This window comes from Burkholderia sp. TSV86 (assembly GCF_001522865.1).
Lineage (GTDB): Bacteria > Pseudomonadota > Gammaproteobacteria > Burkholderiales > Burkholderiaceae > Burkholderia.
The window spans coordinates 41368-61612 of record NZ_LOWB01000024.1; the positions used below are offsets into that span (position 1 = coordinate 41368).

Annotated in this window: 16 protein-coding genes; 6 read left to right on the top strand and 10 right to left on the bottom strand. The window is 65.0% G+C overall.

Translation table 11 applies throughout. From position 1 onward, the window contains the following. Positions 1-5 precede the first annotated feature (5 nt). The 3 genes from WS68_RS04405 to WS68_RS04415 are packed head-to-tail and all read right to left on the bottom strand — an operon-like array spanning position 6 to position 5365. Positions 6-353 carry a BMA_0021/BMA_0022 family TOMM bacteriocin gene (locus WS68_RS04405; RefSeq protein WP_059569640.1) on the bottom strand — a complete coding sequence of 116 codons (348 nt, stop codon included), beginning with the start codon at positions 351-353 and terminating at the stop codon, positions 6-8. After that, the gene (locus WS68_RS04410) at positions 340-4341 is read right to left on the bottom strand and encodes a TOMM system kinase/cyclase fusion protein (RefSeq protein WP_059569641.1); all 4002 of its coding nucleotides are present in this window, start codon (positions 4339-4341) and stop codon (positions 340-342) included. The genes WS68_RS04405 and WS68_RS04410 overlap by 14 nt, the downstream gene beginning before the upstream one ends. Before the next feature lie 10 nt (positions 4342-4351). Continuing rightward, positions 4352-5365, bottom strand: coding sequence for an FHA domain-containing protein (locus WS68_RS04415; protein ID WP_059569642.1), 1014 nt, complete (start codon positions 5363-5365; stop codon positions 4352-4354). A gap of 378 nt (positions 5366-5743) precedes the next feature. Between WS68_RS04415 and WS68_RS04420 the strand changes: the two genes are divergently transcribed. The 4 genes from WS68_RS04420 (at position 5744) to dkgB (ending at position 8521) form a co-directional block, all read left to right on the top strand. Next, entirely contained in the window at positions 5744-6163 is a 420-nt protein-coding gene (locus tag WS68_RS04420) for a hypothetical protein (protein WP_231752943.1), read from the top strand. A gap of 3 nt (positions 6164-6166) precedes the next feature. Beyond that, the gene (locus WS68_RS04425; protein WP_059569644.1) at positions 6167-6565 is read left to right on the top strand and encodes a hypothetical protein; all 399 of its coding nucleotides are present in this window, start codon (positions 6167-6169) and stop codon (positions 6563-6565) included. A gap of 354 nt (positions 6566-6919) precedes the next feature. Then, positions 6920-7246 carry a hypothetical protein gene (locus WS68_RS04430; protein WP_059569645.1) on the top strand — a complete coding sequence of 109 codons (327 nt, stop codon included), beginning with the start codon at positions 6920-6922 and terminating at the stop codon, positions 7244-7246. 468 nt (positions 7247-7714) lie between these two features. Further along, positions 7715-8521 (top strand): 2,5-didehydrogluconate reductase DkgB, encoded by an 807-nt coding sequence (dkgB, locus tag WS68_RS04435; RefSeq protein ID WP_059569646.1) that lies wholly within the window; start codon positions 7715-7717, stop codon positions 8519-8521. Positions 8522-8719: 198 nt separating this feature from the next. On the opposite strand, the gene WS68_RS04440 is transcribed toward dkgB, so the two are convergent. Then, entirely contained in the window at positions 8720-9247 is a 528-nt protein-coding gene (locus tag WS68_RS04440; protein ID WP_059569647.1) for a single-stranded DNA-binding protein, read from the bottom strand. A 120-nt stretch (positions 9248-9367) separates the two neighbouring features. Beyond that, positions 9368-10555 carry an MFS transporter gene (locus tag WS68_RS04445; protein WP_059569648.1) on the bottom strand — a complete coding sequence of 396 codons (1188 nt, stop codon included), beginning with the start codon at positions 10553-10555 and terminating at the stop codon, positions 9368-9370. 144 nt (positions 10556-10699) lie between these two features. Here WS68_RS04445 and uvrA point away from each other — a divergent pair, with 144 nt between their 5' ends. Next, positions 10700-13567: an excinuclease ABC subunit UvrA gene (uvrA, locus tag WS68_RS04450; RefSeq protein WP_059569649.1), complete on the top strand. Its 2868-nt coding sequence runs from the start codon at positions 10700-10702 to the stop codon at positions 13565-13567. Between the two features lie 296 nt (positions 13568-13863). Beyond that, on the top strand, positions 13864-14949 hold the full coding sequence (locus tag WS68_RS04455; RefSeq protein WP_059569650.1) for an AI-2E family transporter: 1086 nt from the start codon (positions 13864-13866) through the stop codon (positions 14947-14949). A 143-nt stretch (positions 14950-15092) separates the two neighbouring features. On the opposite strand, the gene purU is transcribed toward WS68_RS04455, so the two are convergent. The 5 genes from purU to WS68_RS04480 all read right to left on the bottom strand — a co-directional run bounded on the left by purU (position 15093) and on the right by WS68_RS04480 (position 20244). Next, positions 15093-15974 (bottom strand): formyltetrahydrofolate deformylase, encoded by an 882-nt coding sequence (gene purU / locus WS68_RS04460; RefSeq protein ID WP_059569704.1) that lies wholly within the window; start codon positions 15972-15974, stop codon positions 15093-15095. A gap of 55 nt (positions 15975-16029) precedes the next feature. Next, complete coding sequence (locus WS68_RS04465) at positions 16030-16887, bottom strand: NUDIX hydrolase (protein ID WP_059569705.1); 858 nt, start codon at positions 16885-16887, stop codon at positions 16030-16032. A 14-nt stretch (positions 16888-16901) separates the two neighbouring features. Then, complete coding sequence (locus WS68_RS04470) at positions 16902-17516, bottom strand: LysE family translocator (RefSeq protein ID WP_059569651.1); 615 nt, start codon at positions 17514-17516, stop codon at positions 16902-16904. A 46-nt stretch (positions 17517-17562) separates the two neighbouring features. After that, positions 17563-18129, bottom strand: coding sequence for an adenine phosphoribosyltransferase (locus tag WS68_RS04475; RefSeq protein ID WP_059569652.1), 567 nt, complete (start codon positions 18127-18129; stop codon positions 17563-17565). A gap of 105 nt (positions 18130-18234) precedes the next feature. Further along, positions 18235-20244 carry a monovalent cation:proton antiporter family protein gene (locus WS68_RS04480; protein WP_059569653.1) on the bottom strand — a complete coding sequence of 670 codons (2010 nt, stop codon included), beginning with the start codon at positions 20242-20244 and terminating at the stop codon, positions 18235-18237. Position 20245: the final 1 nt, after the last annotated feature.

A 20245-nucleotide genomic window follows, 5' to 3' on the forward strand; every position in this document is an offset into this window, starting at 1 on the left:
CCGAATCAGCGTCCGAACGGCGTGAGATTTCTGCTGTTATATGCGGCCAGCGCGACAGCCTCCTGATCTTGAGGCGGCGCGGGCGGCAACACGAGTTCAAGCACGTTGTTCTTGATGCATGTCCAGCCGGCTGTCGTCTCGGGCGTCCAGGTCGCGGTTTCGGCCACCGCCTTCAGGTCCACCGCCAGAGGAAAGCGGTAATCGAATTTATCGTGCAATGCCTTAACCGGGTCGGCCAATAGCTGGTCGAGATAATCGTTGTCGTTCCAGGCCACGGCAATCGCTCTGATAACAGCCGCGCGGAACTCCAAAAATTGCTCGTATGTAGGTAAGTTAGCACTATGGTCCATCATATGCTCTCGAGGTTGAATAACGTTCTAGCTGGAACTCGCGCAGTTGGCGCTGCGCTTTCTTCATGATCCGGTGCATTCCCTGCTGCGTTGCGATCGCCTCAACCTGGGCACAAAGCGCATCGACGACGTCGTTCGGGCGGCGCTCGTGAGCCTCGTGCAAGCAACTCGCCTTCTTCAACAGCAGCTCCGCCACGTAGAAGCGCTCTCCCGTCACGTCGGCAAGCGCCAGGCACGCATCGAGCGTCTCGATGGCCGCGCCCCAGTTGCCGCGCGCCGCATCGATATCGGCAACGACCGATTCGTAATAAGTCAGGCCGAGCCGGCACCCCGCCGCGTACAGCGCGGCAACGTTCGCGGCCGCCGCGTCGCGATCGCCGTCGCACCATGCTTGAACGACCGCCGCATAACTTTCGACCGCGCTCATTCCATAGCGCCGCGCCAGGCTCAGCAGCACATCCAGCGTATCGCGCGCACCATCGCGCTCGCCGACGGTCTGCTGCATCCGCGACAAATACATCAGCGTCACGCCGATCGTCGGTAAATGATCGGTGCAGGTCGCCAGTTCAACCGCCTCGCGCGCGACCGAAAGCGTGCGCTCGACATTGTCATCGATGTCGAGCAATACGCTCGCCTGCGCCGACAAAGCCCACGCCCGCGTGTCGAGCCCGAGCACGTAACGATGGTCGGCGTCGCGCCACGGATCGTATGCGGTGATCGCCCTATTGAGCGCTTCGAGCGCTTGTGACGCGTAGCCGTCGATCCATAAACCGATGCCGCGCAATGCGTCGGCGGCAACGACGAGATCCGCGCGCGCCGACGAGCGGGCCAGCTCCGACAACCGGTCGGTGGTTTCGCGCACCGCCGCGGCATCGCGCGCGACATGCGAGTAGAGCGCGATGGTGCCCAACGCGCTCGCCGCGGCTTGCGGATCGGAAAGCGCGGCCACGCGCGCGAGCACGCGGTCCGTGTGCTCGCGCACGCGCGGGTCGCCCCAGCCGTCGCGCGCCATTTGCGCATGCGCGAGGATCAAGTCGGTCTCGACCGCGTCCTTGTCGAGATCCGGATAGTCGCAATGCAGCAGCCAGCCACGCACCGCCCCCGCATAGCGAAGCGCGTCGTCGTGAAGCGAGCGTTCGAGCGAACGCCGCGCCGCGTCGATGCCGTGCGGCACGGCATCCGTATACGCATGCGCGCTCGCGAAGTGATTGGCGATGACCGCCGAGCGCGCGGCAACGTCGCCGCTCGCGGGGCGCGCGAGCAAGGCCCGCGCAACGCGGCCATGGTTCGCGCGACGCACCGCGGCCGGCATCGATTCATACGCGGCTTCGCGCAGCAGCGCGTGACGAAACACATAAGTCGCGCCGCCCAGCCGGTGCTGCGCATACAACACCCTGCCCTCCAGCAGGCGCCGCAGACGATCGTCGAGCGCGGCGCCCTCGTGCGGCGATGCAGCCGCGAGCAGCCGCGCATCGACTTCCAGCCCGATCGTCGCGGCAAGCTGCGCCGTGTCGAGCGTGTCGTCCGCGCGTTCGAGCGTGCGCTCGAGCGTCTCGCGCAAGCTGCCCGGAAACGGCCAGCGCGCCGCGTCCGACAGATCCAGCAAATCGCCGTGCGCGTTTTGCGCGCCGCCGGACAAGAGCGCACGCACCGTTTCCTCGACATACAGCGGCACGCCGCCCGTGCGTTTCGCGAGAAAATCGAGCGCGGCGTGATCGGCGTGAACGCCAGGCATCAGCGATGCGATCAAGCTGCGTGTGGCCGCGGCCGGCAAGCGCCGCAGCATCAGCCGCTCGGTATTGTTGCGCCAGCGCTCCAGTTGCTCCGGCCGCGACGTCAACACGATACACATCGATGCGCAGACCGGATGACGCGAAAGCACGTCGAGAAAATCGCCCGTCACGCTGTCGACCCACTGCACGTCCTCGACTATCACAAGCACGGGGCCGCCCGCACCGAGTGACGCGAGAAGTTGGCACAGCACATCGAACAGCGCCTGCTGCTGCGCACCCGACCAATGCAATTGATCCACCGCCCCCGGCAGCCCGAGCCACGCGGCGAGCATCGCGCGCGCGGCCGCACGGTCGCCGTCGAACGCGTCGAGCATGCGCTCAAGCGCGTCCGCACCGCCGGTATCGAGCTGCCAGTGCGCGCGCACGAACCGCAGGATCGGAAAGAGCGCATGGTTCGTCTGCTCCGGCAGGCAAACGCACACGGCGCAGGCGCCGCCCTGCGCGCGCACCGTTTCGCGCAACGCGTGCACAAGCCTCGATTTGCCGATGCCAGGCTCGCCAACCACAAGGGTCGCGCGCCGCTCACCGGCGGCATGTTTGTCGCCGTTTGCCGCGTCGCGCCACGCGCGCGCGAGCGCCGCCTGCTCACGCTCGCGGCCGACGATCGGCACTGCATCGCCGAGCTCGAGCGACTCGAACGGCCCGCGCTCGTAACGCTCGCCGAGCAGTTCATGCACCGGCTGGGCCGTCGCGCCGGGCGCCGCGAAGACGTGCGCCGTCAACGCCGCGTCGACATGACGCTCGAGCGCATGCGCCGCCTCGCCGCTCAACAGGATGCGGCCCGGCTGCGCGATGCGCTGCAAGCCGATGGTCGCGCGCGCCATCGCGCCGCCCGATGCGCCGCTCGCCGATGCAAGCGCCGCGCCCACATGGATCGCCCCCGCGATTTCGATGCGCCATGCGCCAACCGCCTGTTCCGCCTGCCGCGTCATTTCGAGCGCCGCACGACACGCACGCTGCGCGGGCCGGTCGATGCTCTGCGGATAGCCGAAGTAGAACAGCAGCGTGTCGCCAAGCGTGCCCGCCGCATAGCCGCCATAGCGGATCGCAATGTCCGAGCAGCGCGTGAGCCATTGCGCGTGAGTCGTGTCGAGCGCTTCCTCGAGCGCGGCCGCATCGTCCATATCGTGGCCGACATTCGCGGCAAGCGCGACGCGGCAGCACAGCGCGGTGATCTGCCGCCGCCCGAGCGGCGCGTCTGCGGCTGCGGGCCGACCCGGTTCACGGTGCGCGAGACCCGCCTGCCCGGCGCTCGCGCGCCGGCCGTAGCGCAGGCCGCCGACCAGTGCCGGGAAATGGATCGCGCGAAACCGGCTGGCAAGCGCCTGCGCGGAAGCCGCGCGCTGCCGCGGATCCTTGTTCAATGCATCGCGCAACACATCTCCGAGCGGGTGCGCGGCAATCGCGGGCGGCAACGCGACATCGACGGGGCTCAGGTGCTGGTACAAGACATCCGCGACGCTCGCGCCCTGCATCACCGGATGCCCGGTCAAGCACTCGATCACCATCAGCCCCCACGCGTAGAAATCGCTCTTCGCGGTCGGGGGCTCGCCGCGAAGCTGCTCGGGCGCGCAATATTGCGGCGAGCCGAGCACTTCGGTCGCCGCGGTCAGCGTCAGTTCGTCGGCGGCGCGCGCATCGGGCAGCAGCGCACCTATGCCGAAATCGAGAATTTTCGCGCATGGCTCGCCGTCGATCATCGTCACCATCACGTTCTGCGGCTTCAAATCGCGATGCACGACGCCATTGCCGTGTGCATGCGCGAGCCCGTCCAGCACTTGCGCCATCAGTACACCCGTCGTCTCGGCCTGCAACGCGCCGTCGGCCGACAACAACGCGCGCAGCGTGCGGCCCGCGACATGCTCGAACACCGCGAACAACCGGCCGTCGGCAGTCTCCCCGCTGTCGAGCAGCGCGACGACGTTCGGATGCGACAGCCGCGCGCACAATTCGAGTTCACGGCGAAAGCGGGCGCGCTCGCGCCCGGTGCGCGACGCGTCATCGCGCAACAGCTTGATCGCGACGCGCCGCGCCGTATCGAGCCGGATCGCCTCGTAGACGCATCCCGCACCGCCCTCGCCGAGTACCGCGCCTAAACGATAGCGATGCATGCCCTGCAGTTCCGCGCCTTCGTCCGGAAACGGTCGCGGATCGCGCAGGCAAATACTTTTGCGTCCAGCCAAAACCGACTTTCCCATGAAACGCCGCTCAGCTCGAAACGATGGAATAAAGGGAAGCTGGCGAGCTGTCGATGGTGGCCGGCTTGGCCGGCGCGTCGAAAGGGTCGGCCAAACATGGCGACTGGCACTCGAGCCGGTCACCGCGCATGACGCGAAACGCCAGCGCACCAAAGCGCACGCCGCCGCGGCGACGCTCGACGAGTTCAGGCGAACCGGCGGACAGAAGCGGCATGAATTGCGAACGGGCGCGATGGATCTGCACATTGACGTGCGATTCGTCGAGTCCGAGCATTCGCGCGAGCGTATCAAGCTCGATCCAGCCTTGCGATGCGGTGTCGTATCCCGCCCGCGCGTCCGAGAACCGCGCCCGCGCGAGCGTCACGAGGCAATAGTGGTGCGCACGCGCGCCCAGATCGATCGCGCCGCCGCGCGTATGCAGCGTCGCGCTCACGTGTTCCTCGTCGCGGCTCACGACGAAATCGACCCGTTGCGGCAACGCAACGGCCTGCGCCGCGCGCGGCAGCGCGCCCGTTTCGTTCCAGTGCGCAAGCACCAGTTGCCAAGCGAAATCACCGCAAATCACGGTGTCGCCGTCGCGCAACACGCGCGGCGGCGCCGTGTCGTCGCACAGCCAGTCGCCGTGCACCGAGCGCGACACAGTGACCATCGTACCCGGCAGCGCGTGCACGCGCTCAAGCCTGATCGGCGGTGCGGGCGGATGCAGCGGCCAGAGCATGTCGACAGGCTCGCCCAACTGATGAATGCGCCAGCGCACCGAGCCGGCGCTGCCGAGCTGGATCAGATCGCCCTCGCGCAACACCACCCGCTCGCCCGCGCCGACAAGCGCGCCCGATACGAATGTGCCGTTGCGGCTATGGTCGTGCAGTTCCCACTGCCCCGCGGCCCAGCAGATACTCGCATGGACGCGCGACACATAGGAATCGTTAAGCACCGTGTCGCAGCGCAACGGATCGCGCCCTAACACGTGATGCGCGCGCAGCAGACAAAACTGCCCTGACAAACCATTTTCAAGCAACGCCATTTCGACGGCCCATAGAAAAACGCACGACGTTCCGCCGGCCCAGCAGAGGAAGGTCGTGCTGTTTATGTGAACGATTGACGGTCAAATGTTGAATTCTGTTAAATCATAGGCAAGTGTGAGAGGGTCGACAAGACTGTGGACGATGTGATCGCGTTTGCCGGCCAAATCGTTCGGATTTGTTTCGCCGGCACAGCGTTGCCCCGAAATGAAGACGCGAACCGGACGAAATCACGAACAAATCACCGCCCCGGCCCACTTTCCGTCAGCAAATAGAAAGCCGGTGGCTTGCGTAATCAAATGTAATGGATTTCATCGAAGCGCCGCCGTAACGTTCGTGATGTCGGAAACGACACGGGCCGGCAACAAAGAAGTGAGTTCTTGCATGTAGACGTGCGGGAAGTCGCGAGTAGAGACCAACCAACCATGAGTTCGGAAATCAGCCAGCTTCACCGGGTACTCGTACCCGTCGCGAATGCAAAGGCGATTTATGCGGCCTTCGGTTCTCGCATGCCAGGTTTTTTCCGGATCATCGCGAAGGGGCACGCACCGTTGCATGTCGGGCATATCCGGCTTGCGCCCGAACTCCATTTCATGGATGGCGTCGTTCTCAAGGTGATGGGCACCGCCAAACGTCCATCACCGTCTGTCAGACACTATACGACGCCGGTTTATTCATTCGAGAGCCGATATCACAAGGAGATTTTCATTCGTGGCGCGAACGGCATCATTCCTGTCCCAGTCGATCTGCTCCGCGACGATACGGCGGACACCGATGTCGACGCGCTCTACGTGGATTAGCCGATGAGCACCGTTCATCCGCTGCACTCGACCGCCATGCGGTCGTCGCAAAAAATGGGCGCGAACCCGGATCTGCTCGCGCATATCCGAGCCAACCAGCTCGACAAGGATATTTTCAGCGCGTCCCGGCACTCGGTCGCGGTCGGTCCGGTGACGCTGGAATTCCGCGTGAGTGCGAACCCGGTTTCCGCGACCGTGGAGCTTTACATCGCGAATCGGTTGATTGGCGGCGGTACGTTGAATCACGCGCATCCGAGCGCGAAATTCGGCGGTGCGGTAGACAAGCTGAAGTCCGAAGCCGATCTCACGCTCGACATACCGGGCAAGAAGCTGGATTTCAGATTCACTGTTTGTGCGCCGGTTGTCGGCTGCACAAGCAGGAGCGGTACGCTTGGCCTATGACCCGTTTCACGAGGGCCGAAAGACTGCGCCCGGCCGCCGCCATGTTGCGGCGGCCGGAAACGCAGCATCAATGACAAACGGGCATCGGTCACGTGCCAAGATCGTGCGCTGTCGATTCGAAACGGCGCCCGGGGAGTAACGCATCACTCGTCCGGAATAAGGAGAAATTCGGTAGTTACTTGCTGTCGTTGCCGTCATCGGTTAACTGCGTTTGCCCGCTCGGGCATATACAGGAGATCGAAAGCGCGGCAAACGAGGAACCCGGGATTCGTGGGGAATCGCCGGGTTTTGTTTTTTATCGCACTCCAGACCGCAACGGGACTACACTGATCACCTGGAAAGCTGGAGCCCGCCATGATTCCTCCTGCCTCAGAAAGCACCTTCCGCGGATTGCCGTTGACGCCGGAACAGGACGCGGAAGTCAGGCATTACATCAAGATTCGAATGCAGCGCGGCCTGCCTTGGGATACGCCTGAGCTCAAAGCGATGCTGCGCGACATGATGATGCCGCCCGAGGACGACTCCGGCGCGTCGGAGGACGTTCTAGCCGACGAAACGAGAATGGCCGCTGAACGCGCGATGTTCTCGATCGACGACGCGATGGATCCGATTGAGGCAAGCGAGGAATGGCGCGCGGCGCTGGAAGCCGAAAACATGAAGGGACTGGGGCTGCGCGGGTAATTCGGCGCGCCCAAGCCAGACAGGCGCCTTTGGCGCATAGCTGCTTCCTGCAAAGGTCCGCCATCTCGCTACGATGCTTTCCACCCGGCTTGCAATAGGGCTGCGCCCCTTCTTCCGCCAGCCCGGGCGACGTTCGTTCGTGTCGAACTCTTCGCATTCGCCATACCGTGAATCGAACGGCATCGCGTCGAAAGCAGCCCGCGCGTGTTGAACGGGTTGCGCACTCGTAACCGCCCGAAATCCGAGCCAAGGTCGCCGCGTTGGCTCGGTCGGCCTCGCCGTCGTTTCAAGGAAGCGCGCCGCCTGAAGCATGGCGGCCGCACGCACGTTTCCGAGCCACCCGCAACCGATCTCGATCGGCTTCCCTATTTGATTTGAAATCAAATATCTTTGTCTTGCAGCGGCATTTATTTCATCTCCCCCCACCGCCAGAATGGCCGACAGCGCGATCCCTCCCAGGAATAAACAATGAACAAAATCCCCGCTTTCGGCCTCGGCACATTCCGCCTGCAAGGGCAAGTTGTCATCGATTCGGTCAGTACCGGCCTCGAACTCGGCTATCGCGCGATCGATACCGCGCAGATTTACGGTAACGAAGCCGAAGTAGGCAGCGCGATCGCCGCTTCCGGCGTGCGCCGCGACGAACTGTTCGTGACCACGAAAATTTGGGTCGACCACTATGCGAAAGACAAGCTCGCGCCGAGCCTCGAGCAGAGTCTCGCGAAACTGCGCACCGACTACGTCGATCTGACGCTGATCCACTGGCCCGCGCCCGGCAACGGCGTGGCGCTCGAGGAATTCATGACCGCGCTCGCCGACGCAAAAGCAAAGGGCCTGACGCGGCAAATCGGCATCTCGAACTTCAACATCGAACTGACGCGGCAGGCGATCGCCGTGGTTGGCAAGGATGCGATCGCAACCAACCAGATCGAACTGAGCCCGTATCTGCAGAACCGCACGCTCGTCGAGTTCCTGCGGCGTGAAGGTATCCATGTCACGTCGTATATGACGCTCGCTTATGGCAAGGTGCTCGGCGATCCCACTATCGGCGCGATCGCGCGGCGGCACCACGCCACGCCAGCCCAGGTCGCGCTCGCATGGGCGCTGCAACTCGGCTACTCGGTCATTCCGTCGTCCACGAAGCGCGAGAACCTCGCAAGCAATCTGCTCGCCCAGACGCTGCGCCTGAGCGACGACGACATCGCCCAGATCGCCGCGCTCGAACGCAACGGCCGCGAAGTCGATCCGGCCGGCCTCGCGGCGCAATGGGACTGAGCGCGCCGGCATTTTTGTCGCCCTGCCCGCCGTTCGGACCGCCGCCTCGATAGGCCGCTCGCGATGACCCGGCGCCCGCGTTTCGGCCGTGTCGACCCAGCGCATTAACGCTAACGAAAATCAATCGTGAAGCGCGTATGCAAAGAAAAACCCCGCCCAAAGGCGGGGCTGATCTTTACAGCGTTAGGTTACGAGACCTCAGAACGGAATATCGTCGTCCATCTCGTCGAACCCGCCGCCGGCCGGCGCGCTCGGCCGGCTGGCACTGCCGCTGCCGCGCGCAGCCGAGGCGCCGCCGCCAGCAGGGCGAGCGCCGCCGCGTTCGGCATCGCGGCCGCCACCGTAACCGCCGCCATAGCCGCCGTCATCGCCACCGCCGCCGCCCGAGCCGCCACGGCCGCCAAGCATTTGCATCTGGTCGGCAACGATCTCGGTCGAGTAGCGGTCCTGCCCGTCCTGCCCCTGCCATTTGCGCGTGCGAATCCGCCCCTCGATATAAACCGACGAGCCCTTCTTCAGATATTCGCTGACGATCTCGGCAAGCCGTCCGAAGAACGCCACGCGGTGCCATTCGGTCATTTCCTTGAATTCGCCGGACGCCTTGTCCTTGTAGCGATCGGTCGTCGCAAGGCGGATGTTCGCGACCGCATCGCCGCTCGGCAGGTAACGCACTTCGGGATCGGCGCCGAGATTGCCGACGAGAATGACCTTGTTGACGGATGCCATGTGTTTCTCCAGTTGATTCGATGCCAAACAGCGCGGCAAAGCCGTTTGCGGCGGCGGCGTGAGGCCGCATGCCCGGCTCCGGCCTCACGCCGCCGCGCGGCTTCGCCCGGCGCTCGCGTGTCAGGCCTTGCGCGGCGGCTGTTTCATGCGGGCCGCGATTATAAGCCACACGGCCACGAGGGCCGAGCATGCGAAGAAAACGGTGTTCGCCCCCCCGCTCTTCAGCAAGAAGCCGCCCAAACCACCGCCGAGCGCGAGCCCGATCGATTGCGTCGTGTTGTACACGCCCGTGGCCGCGCCCTTGCGCGAGCCCGGCGCCAACTTCGACACAAGCGACGGCTGCGACGCCTCGAGGATATTGAAACCGACGAAATAAACCAACAGAATCGCCGCGACAATCAGAATCGTATGCGTTGCGAAGCCCAGCAACAATTGGCCGATCAGGATAGCCGCAATTGCGCCGAGCAGCACGGGCTTCATCTTGCCCCGTTTCTCAGCGACGATGATCGCGGGCACCATCATCACGAACGCAAGCCCCATCACCGGCAAATAGACCTTCCAGTGCGACGCGACAGGCAGCCCGCCATCGACGAGCAGCCGCGGCACGACGAGGAACAACGCGGTCTGCGTCGCATGCAGCACGAGCACGCCGAAATTCAGGCGCAGCAGTTCCACGTTGTGCAGCACCTCGGCGAACGGCGCGGGCACGTGAGCGGGCCGCGGCGCGTCCGGCACGATCCACAGCACGACGCCAATCGCGACGACCGACAGCGCGCCGACGATCGCGAACAGGCCGCTCATCCCGACCCACTGGAACACGATCGGCGCGCCGACGATCGCAACCGCGAACGACACGCCAATCGAGCCGCCGACCATCGCCATCGCCTTCGTCCGGTTACGCTCCGACGTCAGATCGGCGATGAACGCAAGCACCGCCGACGACACCGCGCCCATTCCCTGCACGATCCGGCCGACGATGATCCACGTGATGTCGTGAGCGAACGCCGCGATGAAGCTGCCGAGCGCGAACACGAACAAGCCGGCGGCGATCACCGGCTTGCGCCCGAACTTGTCCGACGCCCAGCCGTAGAAGATGTACAGAAGCGATTGCGTGACGCCATACGCGCCGAGTGCGATGCCCACGAGCAGCACGTTGTCGCCGCCCGGGATCGTCTTCGCGTAGACGGAGAACACCGGCATGATCATGAAAAGCCCAAGCATGCGCAGCGCGAAGATGGCCGCGAGCGATGTGGTCGCGCGCAATTCGGGCGCGCTCATGCGGGTGGATGCGACGGAATGATTGGACATCGGGCTTGAATTCGAATGCTCGGCGCAGCGTGGCGGCGCGAGCGCTCCCTGCTGACGGCTCTTGCAATGCTTCGGAGCCTGGAACGACGGTCCCGAAAAGTCGTTATAGTAGCAGGTTTGGTCCCCTCCTCTTCCGCCGGGTTCATGGAACATATCCGTATCCGTGGGGCGCGCACCCACAACCTGAAGAACGTCAATCTCGACCTTCCGCGGCACAAGCTGATCGTGATCACCGGCCTGTCCGGGTCCGGCAAATCGTCGCTCGCATTCGACACGCTCTATGCGGAAGGCCAGCGGCGCTACGTCGAAAGCCTGTCCGCATACGCGCGGCAGTTCCTTCAGTTGATGGAGAAGCCCGATGTCGATCTGATCGAGGGTTTGTCGCCGGCGATCTCGATCGAGCAAAAGGCCACGTCGCACAATCCGCGCTCGACGGTTGGCACCGTCACCGAAATCCACGACTATCTGCGGCTGTTGTACGCACGCGTCGGCACGCCGTATTGCCCGGACCACGAAATCCCGCTCGAGGCCCAAAGCGTGTCGCAGATGGTCGACGCGGCGCTCGCGCTGCCTGAGGACACCAAGCTGATGATCCTCGCGCCCGTCGTCACGAACCGCAAGGGCGAGCACGCCGAATTGTTCGAGGAAATGCAGGCGCAGGGCTTCGTGCGCTTTCGCGTGCGCTCGGGCGGCGGCGCGGCGAACGAGGGTGTCGCGAGGATCTACGACGTCGATTCGCTGCCGAAGCTCAAGAAGAACGACAAGCATACGGTCGACGTCGTCGTCGATCGGCTGAAGGTGCGCGCGGACATGAAGCAGCGCCTCGCCGAATCGTTCGAGACCGCGCTGCGCCTGGCCGACGGCCGCGCGATCGCGCTCGAAATGGATACCGACCGCGAGCATCTGTTCAGCTCGAAGTTCGCGTGCCCGGTCTGCTCGTATTCGCTGCAGGAACTCGAGCCGCGCCTGTTCTCGTTCAACAACCCGATGGGCGCGTGCCCGGAATGCGACGGTCTCGGCCAGATCACGTTCTTCGATCCGAAGCGGGTGGTCGCGCATCCGTCGCTGTCGCTCGCGGCGGGCGCGGTGAAGGGCTGGGACCGGCGCAATCAGTTCTACTTCCAAATGCTGCAAAGCCTCGCGGCATTCTATGATTTCGACATCGACACGGCGTTCGAGGATCTTCCCGAAAAAATCAGGAAGATCCTGCTGTTCGGCTCCGGCAAGCAAACGATTCCGTTCTCCTATATCAACGAGCGCGGCCGCACGACGATCCGCGAGCACGTGTTCGAGGGAATCATTCCGAACCTCGAGCGCCGCTACCGCGAGACCGATTCGGCTGCGGTGCGCGAGGAGCTTGCGAAATATCAGAACAACCAGCCGTGCCCGTCGTGCGACGGCACGCGGCTGCGCCGCGAGGCGCGCTACGTGCGAATCGGCGCGGGCGACTACGCGCGCGGGATCTACGAAATCAGCGGCTGGCCGTTGCGCGACGCGCTCGGCTATTTCGCCGGCCTGACGCTCGACGGCGCGAAGCGCGAGATCGCCGACAAAGTGATCAAGGAGATCGTCGCGCGCCTCACGTTCCTGAACAACGTCGGCCTCGATTATCTGTCGCTCGAGCGCAGCGCCGAGACGCTGTCGGGCGGCGAGGCGCAGCGCATCCGGCTCGCGTCGCAAATCGGCTCGGGCTTGACGGGCGTGATGTATGTGCTCGACGAACCGTCGATCGGCCTGCACCAGCGCGACAACGATCGCCTGATCGGAACGCTCAAGCATCTGCGCGATCTCGGCAATTCGGTGATCGTCGTCGAACACGACGAGGACATGATCCGCACCGCCGATTACGTGGTCGACATGGGCCCGGGCGCGGGCGAACATGGCGGCGTGGTGGTTGCCGAAGGCACGCCGAAGCAGGTGCAGAATAACGGCGAATCGCTGACGGGCCTGTACCTGTCCGGCAAAAAGACGATCGAGTACCCGGACGAGCGGATCGCGCCGAACGCCGAACGGATGCTGCGGATCGTCGACGCGCACGGCAACAATCTGAAGCATGTGAACCTCGAACTGCCGGTCGGGCTCTTGACCTGCATCACCGGCGTGTCCGGCTCGGGCAAGTCGACGCTCATCAACGACACGCTGTACCACGCGGTCGCGCGTCATCTGTACGGCTCGTCGGCGGAACCGGCGCCGCACGAGTCGATCGAAGGGCTCGAGCACTTCGACAAGGTGATCAACGTCGATCAATCGCCGATCGGCCGCACACCGCGCTCGAATCCGGCCACCTATACCGGCGTGTTCACACCGATTCGCGAACTGTTCGCCGGCGTGCCGACGTCGAAGGAGCGCGGCTACGATCCGGGCCGCTTCTCGTTCAACGTGAAGGGCGGGCGCTGCGAATCATGCCAGGGCGACGGCGTGCTGAAAGTGGAGATGCACTTCCTGCCGGACGTCTACGTGCCGTGCGACGTGTGCCACGGCAAGCGCTATAACCGCGAGACGCTCGAAGTCCAGTACAAGGGCAAGAACATCAGCGAAGTGCTCGACATGACAGTCGAGCATGCTTACGAGTTCTTCAACGCGGTGCCGGTGGTCGCGCGCAAGCTGAAGACGCTGCTCGACGTGGGTCTGGGCTACATCCGGCTCGGCCAATCGGCAACGACGCTGTCGGGCGGCGAGGCGCAGCGCGTGAAGCTGTCGCTGGAGCTGTCGAAGCGCGACACGGGCCGCACGCTGTACATCCTGGACGAGCCGACGACCGGCCTGCACTTTCACGACATCGCGCTGCTGCTCGAAGTGATCCACCGTCTGCGCGACCAGGGCAACACGGTGGTCATCATCGAGCACAACCTCGACGTGATCAAGACGGCCGACTGGGTCATCGATCTTGGCCCGGAAGGCGGCGCGGGCGGTGGCCAGATCATCGCGCAGGGCACGCCCGAGCAGGTGTCGAAGACGAAGGCGAGCTTCACCGGCAAGTATCTGGCCCCGCTTCTGAAGCGCGGCAAATAACCCGGCCGGGCGCAAGCGGCAAGCCCGCGGGTTTGCCGCTGCCGGTCATTTGCGCGCGCGGTGCTTGCGGGCCCGCCGCGCGACGGCCCACCCCGCGCCCGCGGCACAATGTCCGGCGCTCGACGTGCACGGGCAACGGGCTGCCGCCCGCAAGCGCAACGCGCGATTTTTCCTTACAACATCCTAATATTCCGGCCAACAATCGTTGCTATACTGCGCGGCGATGCCTAGCCATTGTCCGCCGCGCGCTTGCGGCCTCAAACGTGCGGGATGGCGGTCTAGATACAGGGAAAGTCATGGAGAAGCAATCTGAGCCGACGCGCGAGCCGCAGTCGCGGGAACCGCACCTGCGCAGCGTCCGGCTAACGAGCGATTTCAGCCTGCCGAAGCTTTCGGCGATCGAGATCGGCAGCTACCTCCTCGCCGTCGTCGCGCTCTGGCTCATCCTGTCCCTGAAGCTGCTCGGCGGCCTCTTGGCCGGTCTGCTCGTCTATCAGCTCGTCCACATGATCGCGCCCGCGATCGAACGCCACATGTCGAGCCAGCGCGCGCGCTGGCTCGCGGTCGTGCTGCTGTCGGCCGTGATCGTCGGCGGCCTCGCCGGCCTGACGATCGCCGTTATAGAGCATTTTGAGCACGCGGTCCCGAATGCGCAGAATCTGCTCGGCCAGCTCATGCAGATCGTCGATCAGGCGCGTGCGCGCACTCCCGCATGGATCTCGAACCTACTGCCCGTCGATGCCGATCAGATGCGCGCGAAGGCCACGCTGCTGATGAACAAGCACATGGATCAGCTCCAGCAAGGCGGCAAGAACGTCGCGCGCGGCTTCGGCCATGTGCTGTTCGGAATGATCATCGGCGCGATGATCGCGATCGGCGTCGATCGCCACAAGCCGCGCCAGCCGCTGTCCACCGCGCTCATCACGCGCATCTCGCGCTTTTCCGACGCGTTCCGCCGGATCGTGTTCGCGCAGATCAAGATCTCCGCGCTCAACGCGTTCTTCACGAGCCTGTACCTGCTCGTCGCGCTGCCGATGTTCCACCAGCGGCTGCCGCTATCCAAGACGCTCGTGCTCGTCACGTTCATCGTCGGCCTGCTGCCCGTGGTCGGCAACCTGATCTCGAACACGCTGATCGTTGCGGTGTCGCTGTCGGTCAGCATGAGCACCGCGGTCGCCTCGCTTGCGTTCCTCGTCATCATTCACAAGCTCGAATATTTTCTGAACGCGCGGATCATCGGCGGCCAGATCGAGTCGCGCGCGTGGGAGCTATTGCTGGCGATGCTCGTGATGGAAGCGGCGTTTGGCGTGCCGGGCGTGATCGCCGCACCGATTTTCTATGCATACGTCAAGCGCGAGTTGCTCTATCTGCGGCTCATCTGAGCGCTCGGCCGACGTCTCGCCGAGTGCGCCAAGAAAAAAGGCCGCGTCGAACGCGGCCTTTTTTCTTTTCTCGCCTTGCACTGCCGCAGGCGCGCGATGCGCGGGCTCGCGGGGCGGCCGGCCTTGAAATCCGCCGTGCCGGCTCAGCGAAACACCACCGTCTTCGTGCCGTTCAGCACGATCCGATGCTCGACGTGCCACTTCACCGCGCGCGCGAGCGTCACGCATTCGACGTCGCGCCCGACCGCCGTCAGTTCGTCCGGCGTCATGCTGTGATCGACGCGCTCGACCTCCTGCTCGATGATCGGCCCCTCGTCGAGATCGGTCGTCACGTAATGCGCGGTCGCGCCGATCAGCTTCACGCCGCGATCGAACGCCTGGTAATACGGCTTCGCGCCTTTGAAGCTCGGCAGAAACGAATGATGAATGTTGATCGCGCGCCCCGCCAGCCGCTCGCACATCGCCGGCGACAGGATCTGCATGTAGCGCGCGAGTACGACGAGATCGGCCGAATGCTCGCCGATCACCTCGAGCACGCGCGCCTCCTGCGCGGCCTTCGCGTCGGCCGGCGCGCCCGCGGCTAGCGGGAAGTGGTGGAACGGAATGTCGTAGCTCGCGGCAAGCTGATAGAAATCCTTGTGGTTCGACACGATCGCCGAGATCTCGATCGGCAACTGGCCGGTCCGGTAACGGAACAGCAGATCGTTCAGGCAATGACCGATCTTCGACACGAGGATCACGACGCGCGGCTTCACCGAGGCGTCATGCAGTTCCCAACGCATGTCGAACTGCGCGGCGAGCGGCGCGAATTCGGCGCGCAGCGCGTCGAGCGCGGCGGCGGCGCTGCCCCCATCGGCCTGATCGAAATGCACGCGCATGAAGAACTCGCCGGTATGGCTGTCGCCGAACTGCGCGGAATCGAGAATATTGCTGCCGCGCTCGAACAGGAAACCCGAGACCGCGTGGACGATGCCGTGCCGATCCGGGCACGACAGTTTCAGGATAAAGCTGTGATCGGTCGACATGACCGCGACTCCCATTTCTCTAATCTTCTGATCAAACCGATTCGCACCGCGCGGCTCAACCGAACGCCAGCGGCGGCGGCACGAACAGCGCGTCGAGCCCGGGCGCGGCTTCGGGCGAAATCGCACGATGACGCACTAGGCTGTCAAGCATCGCGACGCTCGCATCGACGGTTGCCGCGCCCGCGCGCAGCCAGCCGACGATCTCGTCGACGCCCGCGAGCAGATGCTCGGCCACTTCGCCGTCCTGATTGCACGGCGAGAAATCGCGTGGCAGCGGCAAATCGTAGATGAATACCTGCTCGGCCTCCGTGCCCTCCGGCAGCGAGCACAGCACGTGCGCAACGCGGCCGGGAATCGCGCGCGCCGCAAGCTCGGGCGCAATGCCCGCCTCTTCCCAGCACTCCTTCGCGAGCGTGTCCTCGATGCCCAGGCCCCAGCCGATGCCGCCCGCGACGACGTTGTCGAGCATTCCGGGGTCGGTCGCCTTTGTCGCGCTGCGCCTGCCCAGCCACATTCGAAACGGCTCGGCGGGCGCATATTCTACGACGCCGTTCAAATGCACCGCGTATGTCAGCGTACCGAAGAAGCGCGACGCCGCACGCTCGATGTACGCGAGCGGCGGATCGTCGAAGCGGTTGCGGATCGCATAGATCTCGTCGCGCCAACCGACGATCGCGCCGTCGGCCGCGAGCGCGCCGATCGGCCCTGCCAGCGCCATGCTGCGCGCGTCGACGCTGTCATAGCGCGCGGCAAGCTCCACACGCCCCGCCGGAAACTCGAACACGTCCGGCCAGCGCGCGAGCCGCGCGACATCGCAGCGGCGCAGCCAGCCGATCTGCCGCCCGGCGATCCAGAACGGTATGTGCGCCGATGGATCGAAACGGCGCGCGGCGGCGATGCACGGAAAGGTCATCATCGCGCGCCGCGTCAATCGTTGAACGCCACGCGCAGGCCGAGCGCGACAAACGTCGCGCCGGCGAGCCGGTCGAGCCAGACGCCCGCACGCGGCCGGCGCTTGAGCCATCCGCCGATCGCCCCCGCGCCAAGGCCGAACGCAGAGAACACGATGGCCGCCTGGGTCATGAATAGCACACCCAGCTCGAACATTTGCAGCGCAACGGGCTGCGTGCCGCCCGGATCGACGAACTGCGGCAGGAACACGACAAAAAACAGCGTCACCTTCGGATTCAGCATACTGCCGATCACACTCTGGCGGAAGATCGCCGCAACCGGCTGCGGCGCGCGTTCGTGCGCGGCCGCGAGCCCCTTGCTCGCCAGCGCCTTCACGCCAATCCAGATCAAATACGCGCCGCCCGCGAGCTTGAGCAGATGGAACGCGACGGGCGACGAACTCAGCAGCGCGGCGATCCCGAACGCGGCAAGCGTCGTGTGAAACAGCACCCCGGACGCGAAGCCGAGCGCTGCGACGACAGCAGCCATCCGGCCCTGCGAGATGCCGCGCGCAAGCACCTGCAGGTTGTCCGGACCGGGCGCAATCGTGATCGCCAACGAAGCGGCGAGAAACAACATGAAATTCGGCATCGCAAGCTCGCTTGATGATTCGAAGCAGACGCGGCGCGCAACGCGCTCAGTGCCCGGAAAATTCGGTGACCGTATAAAGCGGCAAACCCGCGCCGCGCAGCCGAGCCGAGCCGCCGAGATCCGGCAGATCGACGATCGCCGCGCCCTCGACGACCTGCGCGCCGAGCCGCTCGAGCAGGTTCTTGCCCGCCATCATCGTGCCGCCCGTGGCGATCAAGTCGTCGACGATGATGATCCTGTCACCGGCCTTGCACGCGTCCTCGTGAATCTCGACGGTCGATGTGCCGTATTCAAGCGCATACGACTCCGAGCGCGTCTTGTACGGCAGCTTGCCGACCTTGCGGATCGGCACGAAACCGACATTGAGTTCGTATGCGACGATCGGCGCGATGATGAAGCCGCGCGCATCCAGCCCCGCGACATAGTCGAGCTTCGCGTCGACATAACGCTCGACGAACAGATCGACGAGCACGCGCAGCGCCTTCGCGCTTTGCAACAACGGCGTGATGTCGCGAAACATCACGCCCGGCTGAGGCCAATCGGGCACCGTGCGGATCCGGCTGCGGATGAATTCGACGGGACCGGGCTGCGCGTCGTGCGACGAGGCAATCATGAAACTCTCCAAAACTGAATGAATGGCGCGAATGACGTCGGGCCGCGCGCGACGCGGGGCTCGATCCGGACGGTGGCCCGAACCCGGCGAAAAAATCGCGCGGCGTCAAACCGCCGCGGCCGGCCCGCTGTCGCGCCTGAGCCGCGACAGCCGCTCCTCGGCGATCGCGAGCGACTCCGGCAAGCCGCGCAGCACGACAATGTCGCTCGCGCGCAGCAACGTGCCCGGATCAGGCTCGACGCCGCGAATCCCATGTCGGCGGATCGCCGTCACCTCGAGGCCGAGCGCGAACAGACCCAGATCGGCAAGCGAGCGGCCGACCGCCTCCGAACGCGCGTCGACGGGCACCGATTGTAGCCGCACCTGCTCGTGATCGTCGTCGTCCGCATCGTCCGCGCCGTGGAAGTAGCCGCGCAGCAGGCTGTAGCGCGCATCGCGCATCTCCTCCACGCGCCGCACCACGCGCCGCATCGGCACGCCCATCAGCACGAGCGTATGCGACGCGAGCATCAGGCTGCCTTCGACGATCTCCGGGATCACCTCGGTCGCCCCCGCCGCGAGCAGCTTCTCGAGATCGGCATCGTCGACCGTGCGCACGATCGCGGGCAGCGTCGGCTCCAGTTCGTGAACGTTGTGCAGCACGCGCAGCGCGGACGGCGTGTTCGCATACGTGATCGCCACCGCCGCCGCGCGATGAATGCCCGCCGCGACGAGCGACTCGCGCCGCGCCGCGTCGCCGAACACGACCGATTCGCCGGCGGCCGCCGCCGCGCTCACGCGGTCCGGATCGAGGTCAAGCGCGACATACGAGATCCCCTCCTGCTCCAGCATCCGCGCCAGGTTCTGCCCCGCGCGGCCGTAACCGCAAATGATCACGTGGCCTTGCTGCTTGAGGCTTTGCGTCGCGATTCGCGTCATTTGCAGCGACTGCTGCATCCATTCGGTGGACGACAGCCGCATCACGATCCGGTTCGCGTTCTGGATCAGGAACGGCGCGGCAAGCATCGACAGCAGCATCGACGCGAGAATCGCCTGCAACAGCGTGGGATCGACGAGATGCCGATCGAGAATCAGATTCAGCAGCACGAAGCCGAACTCCCCGGCCTGCGCAAGCCCGAGCCCGGTGCGCATCGCGACGCCCGGCGCCGCGCCGAACGCACGCGCGAGCCCGGTGATCATCATGCTCTTCAACAGAATCTGGCCGACGAAGAAACCCAGGACCACGAACGGATGCCGCCAGATCACGCTCGGATCGAGCAGCATGCCGGTCGTCACGAAGAAAAGGCCGAGCAGCACGTCGCGAAACGGCTTGATGTCCTCCTCCACCTGATGGCGGTATGGCGTCTCGGCGATCAGCATCCCGGCGATGAACGCGCCGAGCGCGAGCGACAGCCCGAAGCGGTCGGTGACGAACGCGGCGCCGAGCGTGACCAGCAGCAGATTCAACACGAACAGCTCCTGCGAGCGCCGCCTCGCGACAACGTCGAGCCAGCGGGTCATGAAGCGCTGGCCGACGATGAGCAGCAGCGCGAGCGCGACGACGATCTTCACCGACGCAAGCCCGAGCGACATCGCGAGATCCTTCGACGACTCGCCGCCGAACGCGGCGATCACGATGAGCAGCGGCACCACGGCAAGATCCTGGAACAGCAGCACGCCAAAGATGTTGCGGCCGTGCTCGGTCTCGATCTCGAGCCGCTCGGCGAGCATCTTCGAGACGATCGCCGTCGACGACATCGCCAGCGCGCCGCCGAGCGCGATGCAGCCTTCCCACGTGATGTGCACCCAGCGCTCGAAGATCGCGCCGAGCACGAGCGCGACCGCGATCGTGCCGACCACCTGCGCGAGCCCGAGCCCGAACACGAGCCGGCGCATCGCGCGCAGCTTCGCGAGCGAGAACTCGAGGCCGATCGAGAACATCAGGAACACGACGCCGAATTCGGCGAGATGCTCGGCGCGCTCGAGGTCGGCCGCGAAGCCCGCCGCGTGCGGGCCAACGAGGATGCCGACGGTCAGATAGCCGAGCATCGGCGGCAGATTCAGCGACCTGAACACAACGACGCCCACCACTGAGGCGAGCAGCAGGAGAAGCGTCATTTCGAGCGGAGAAATCACG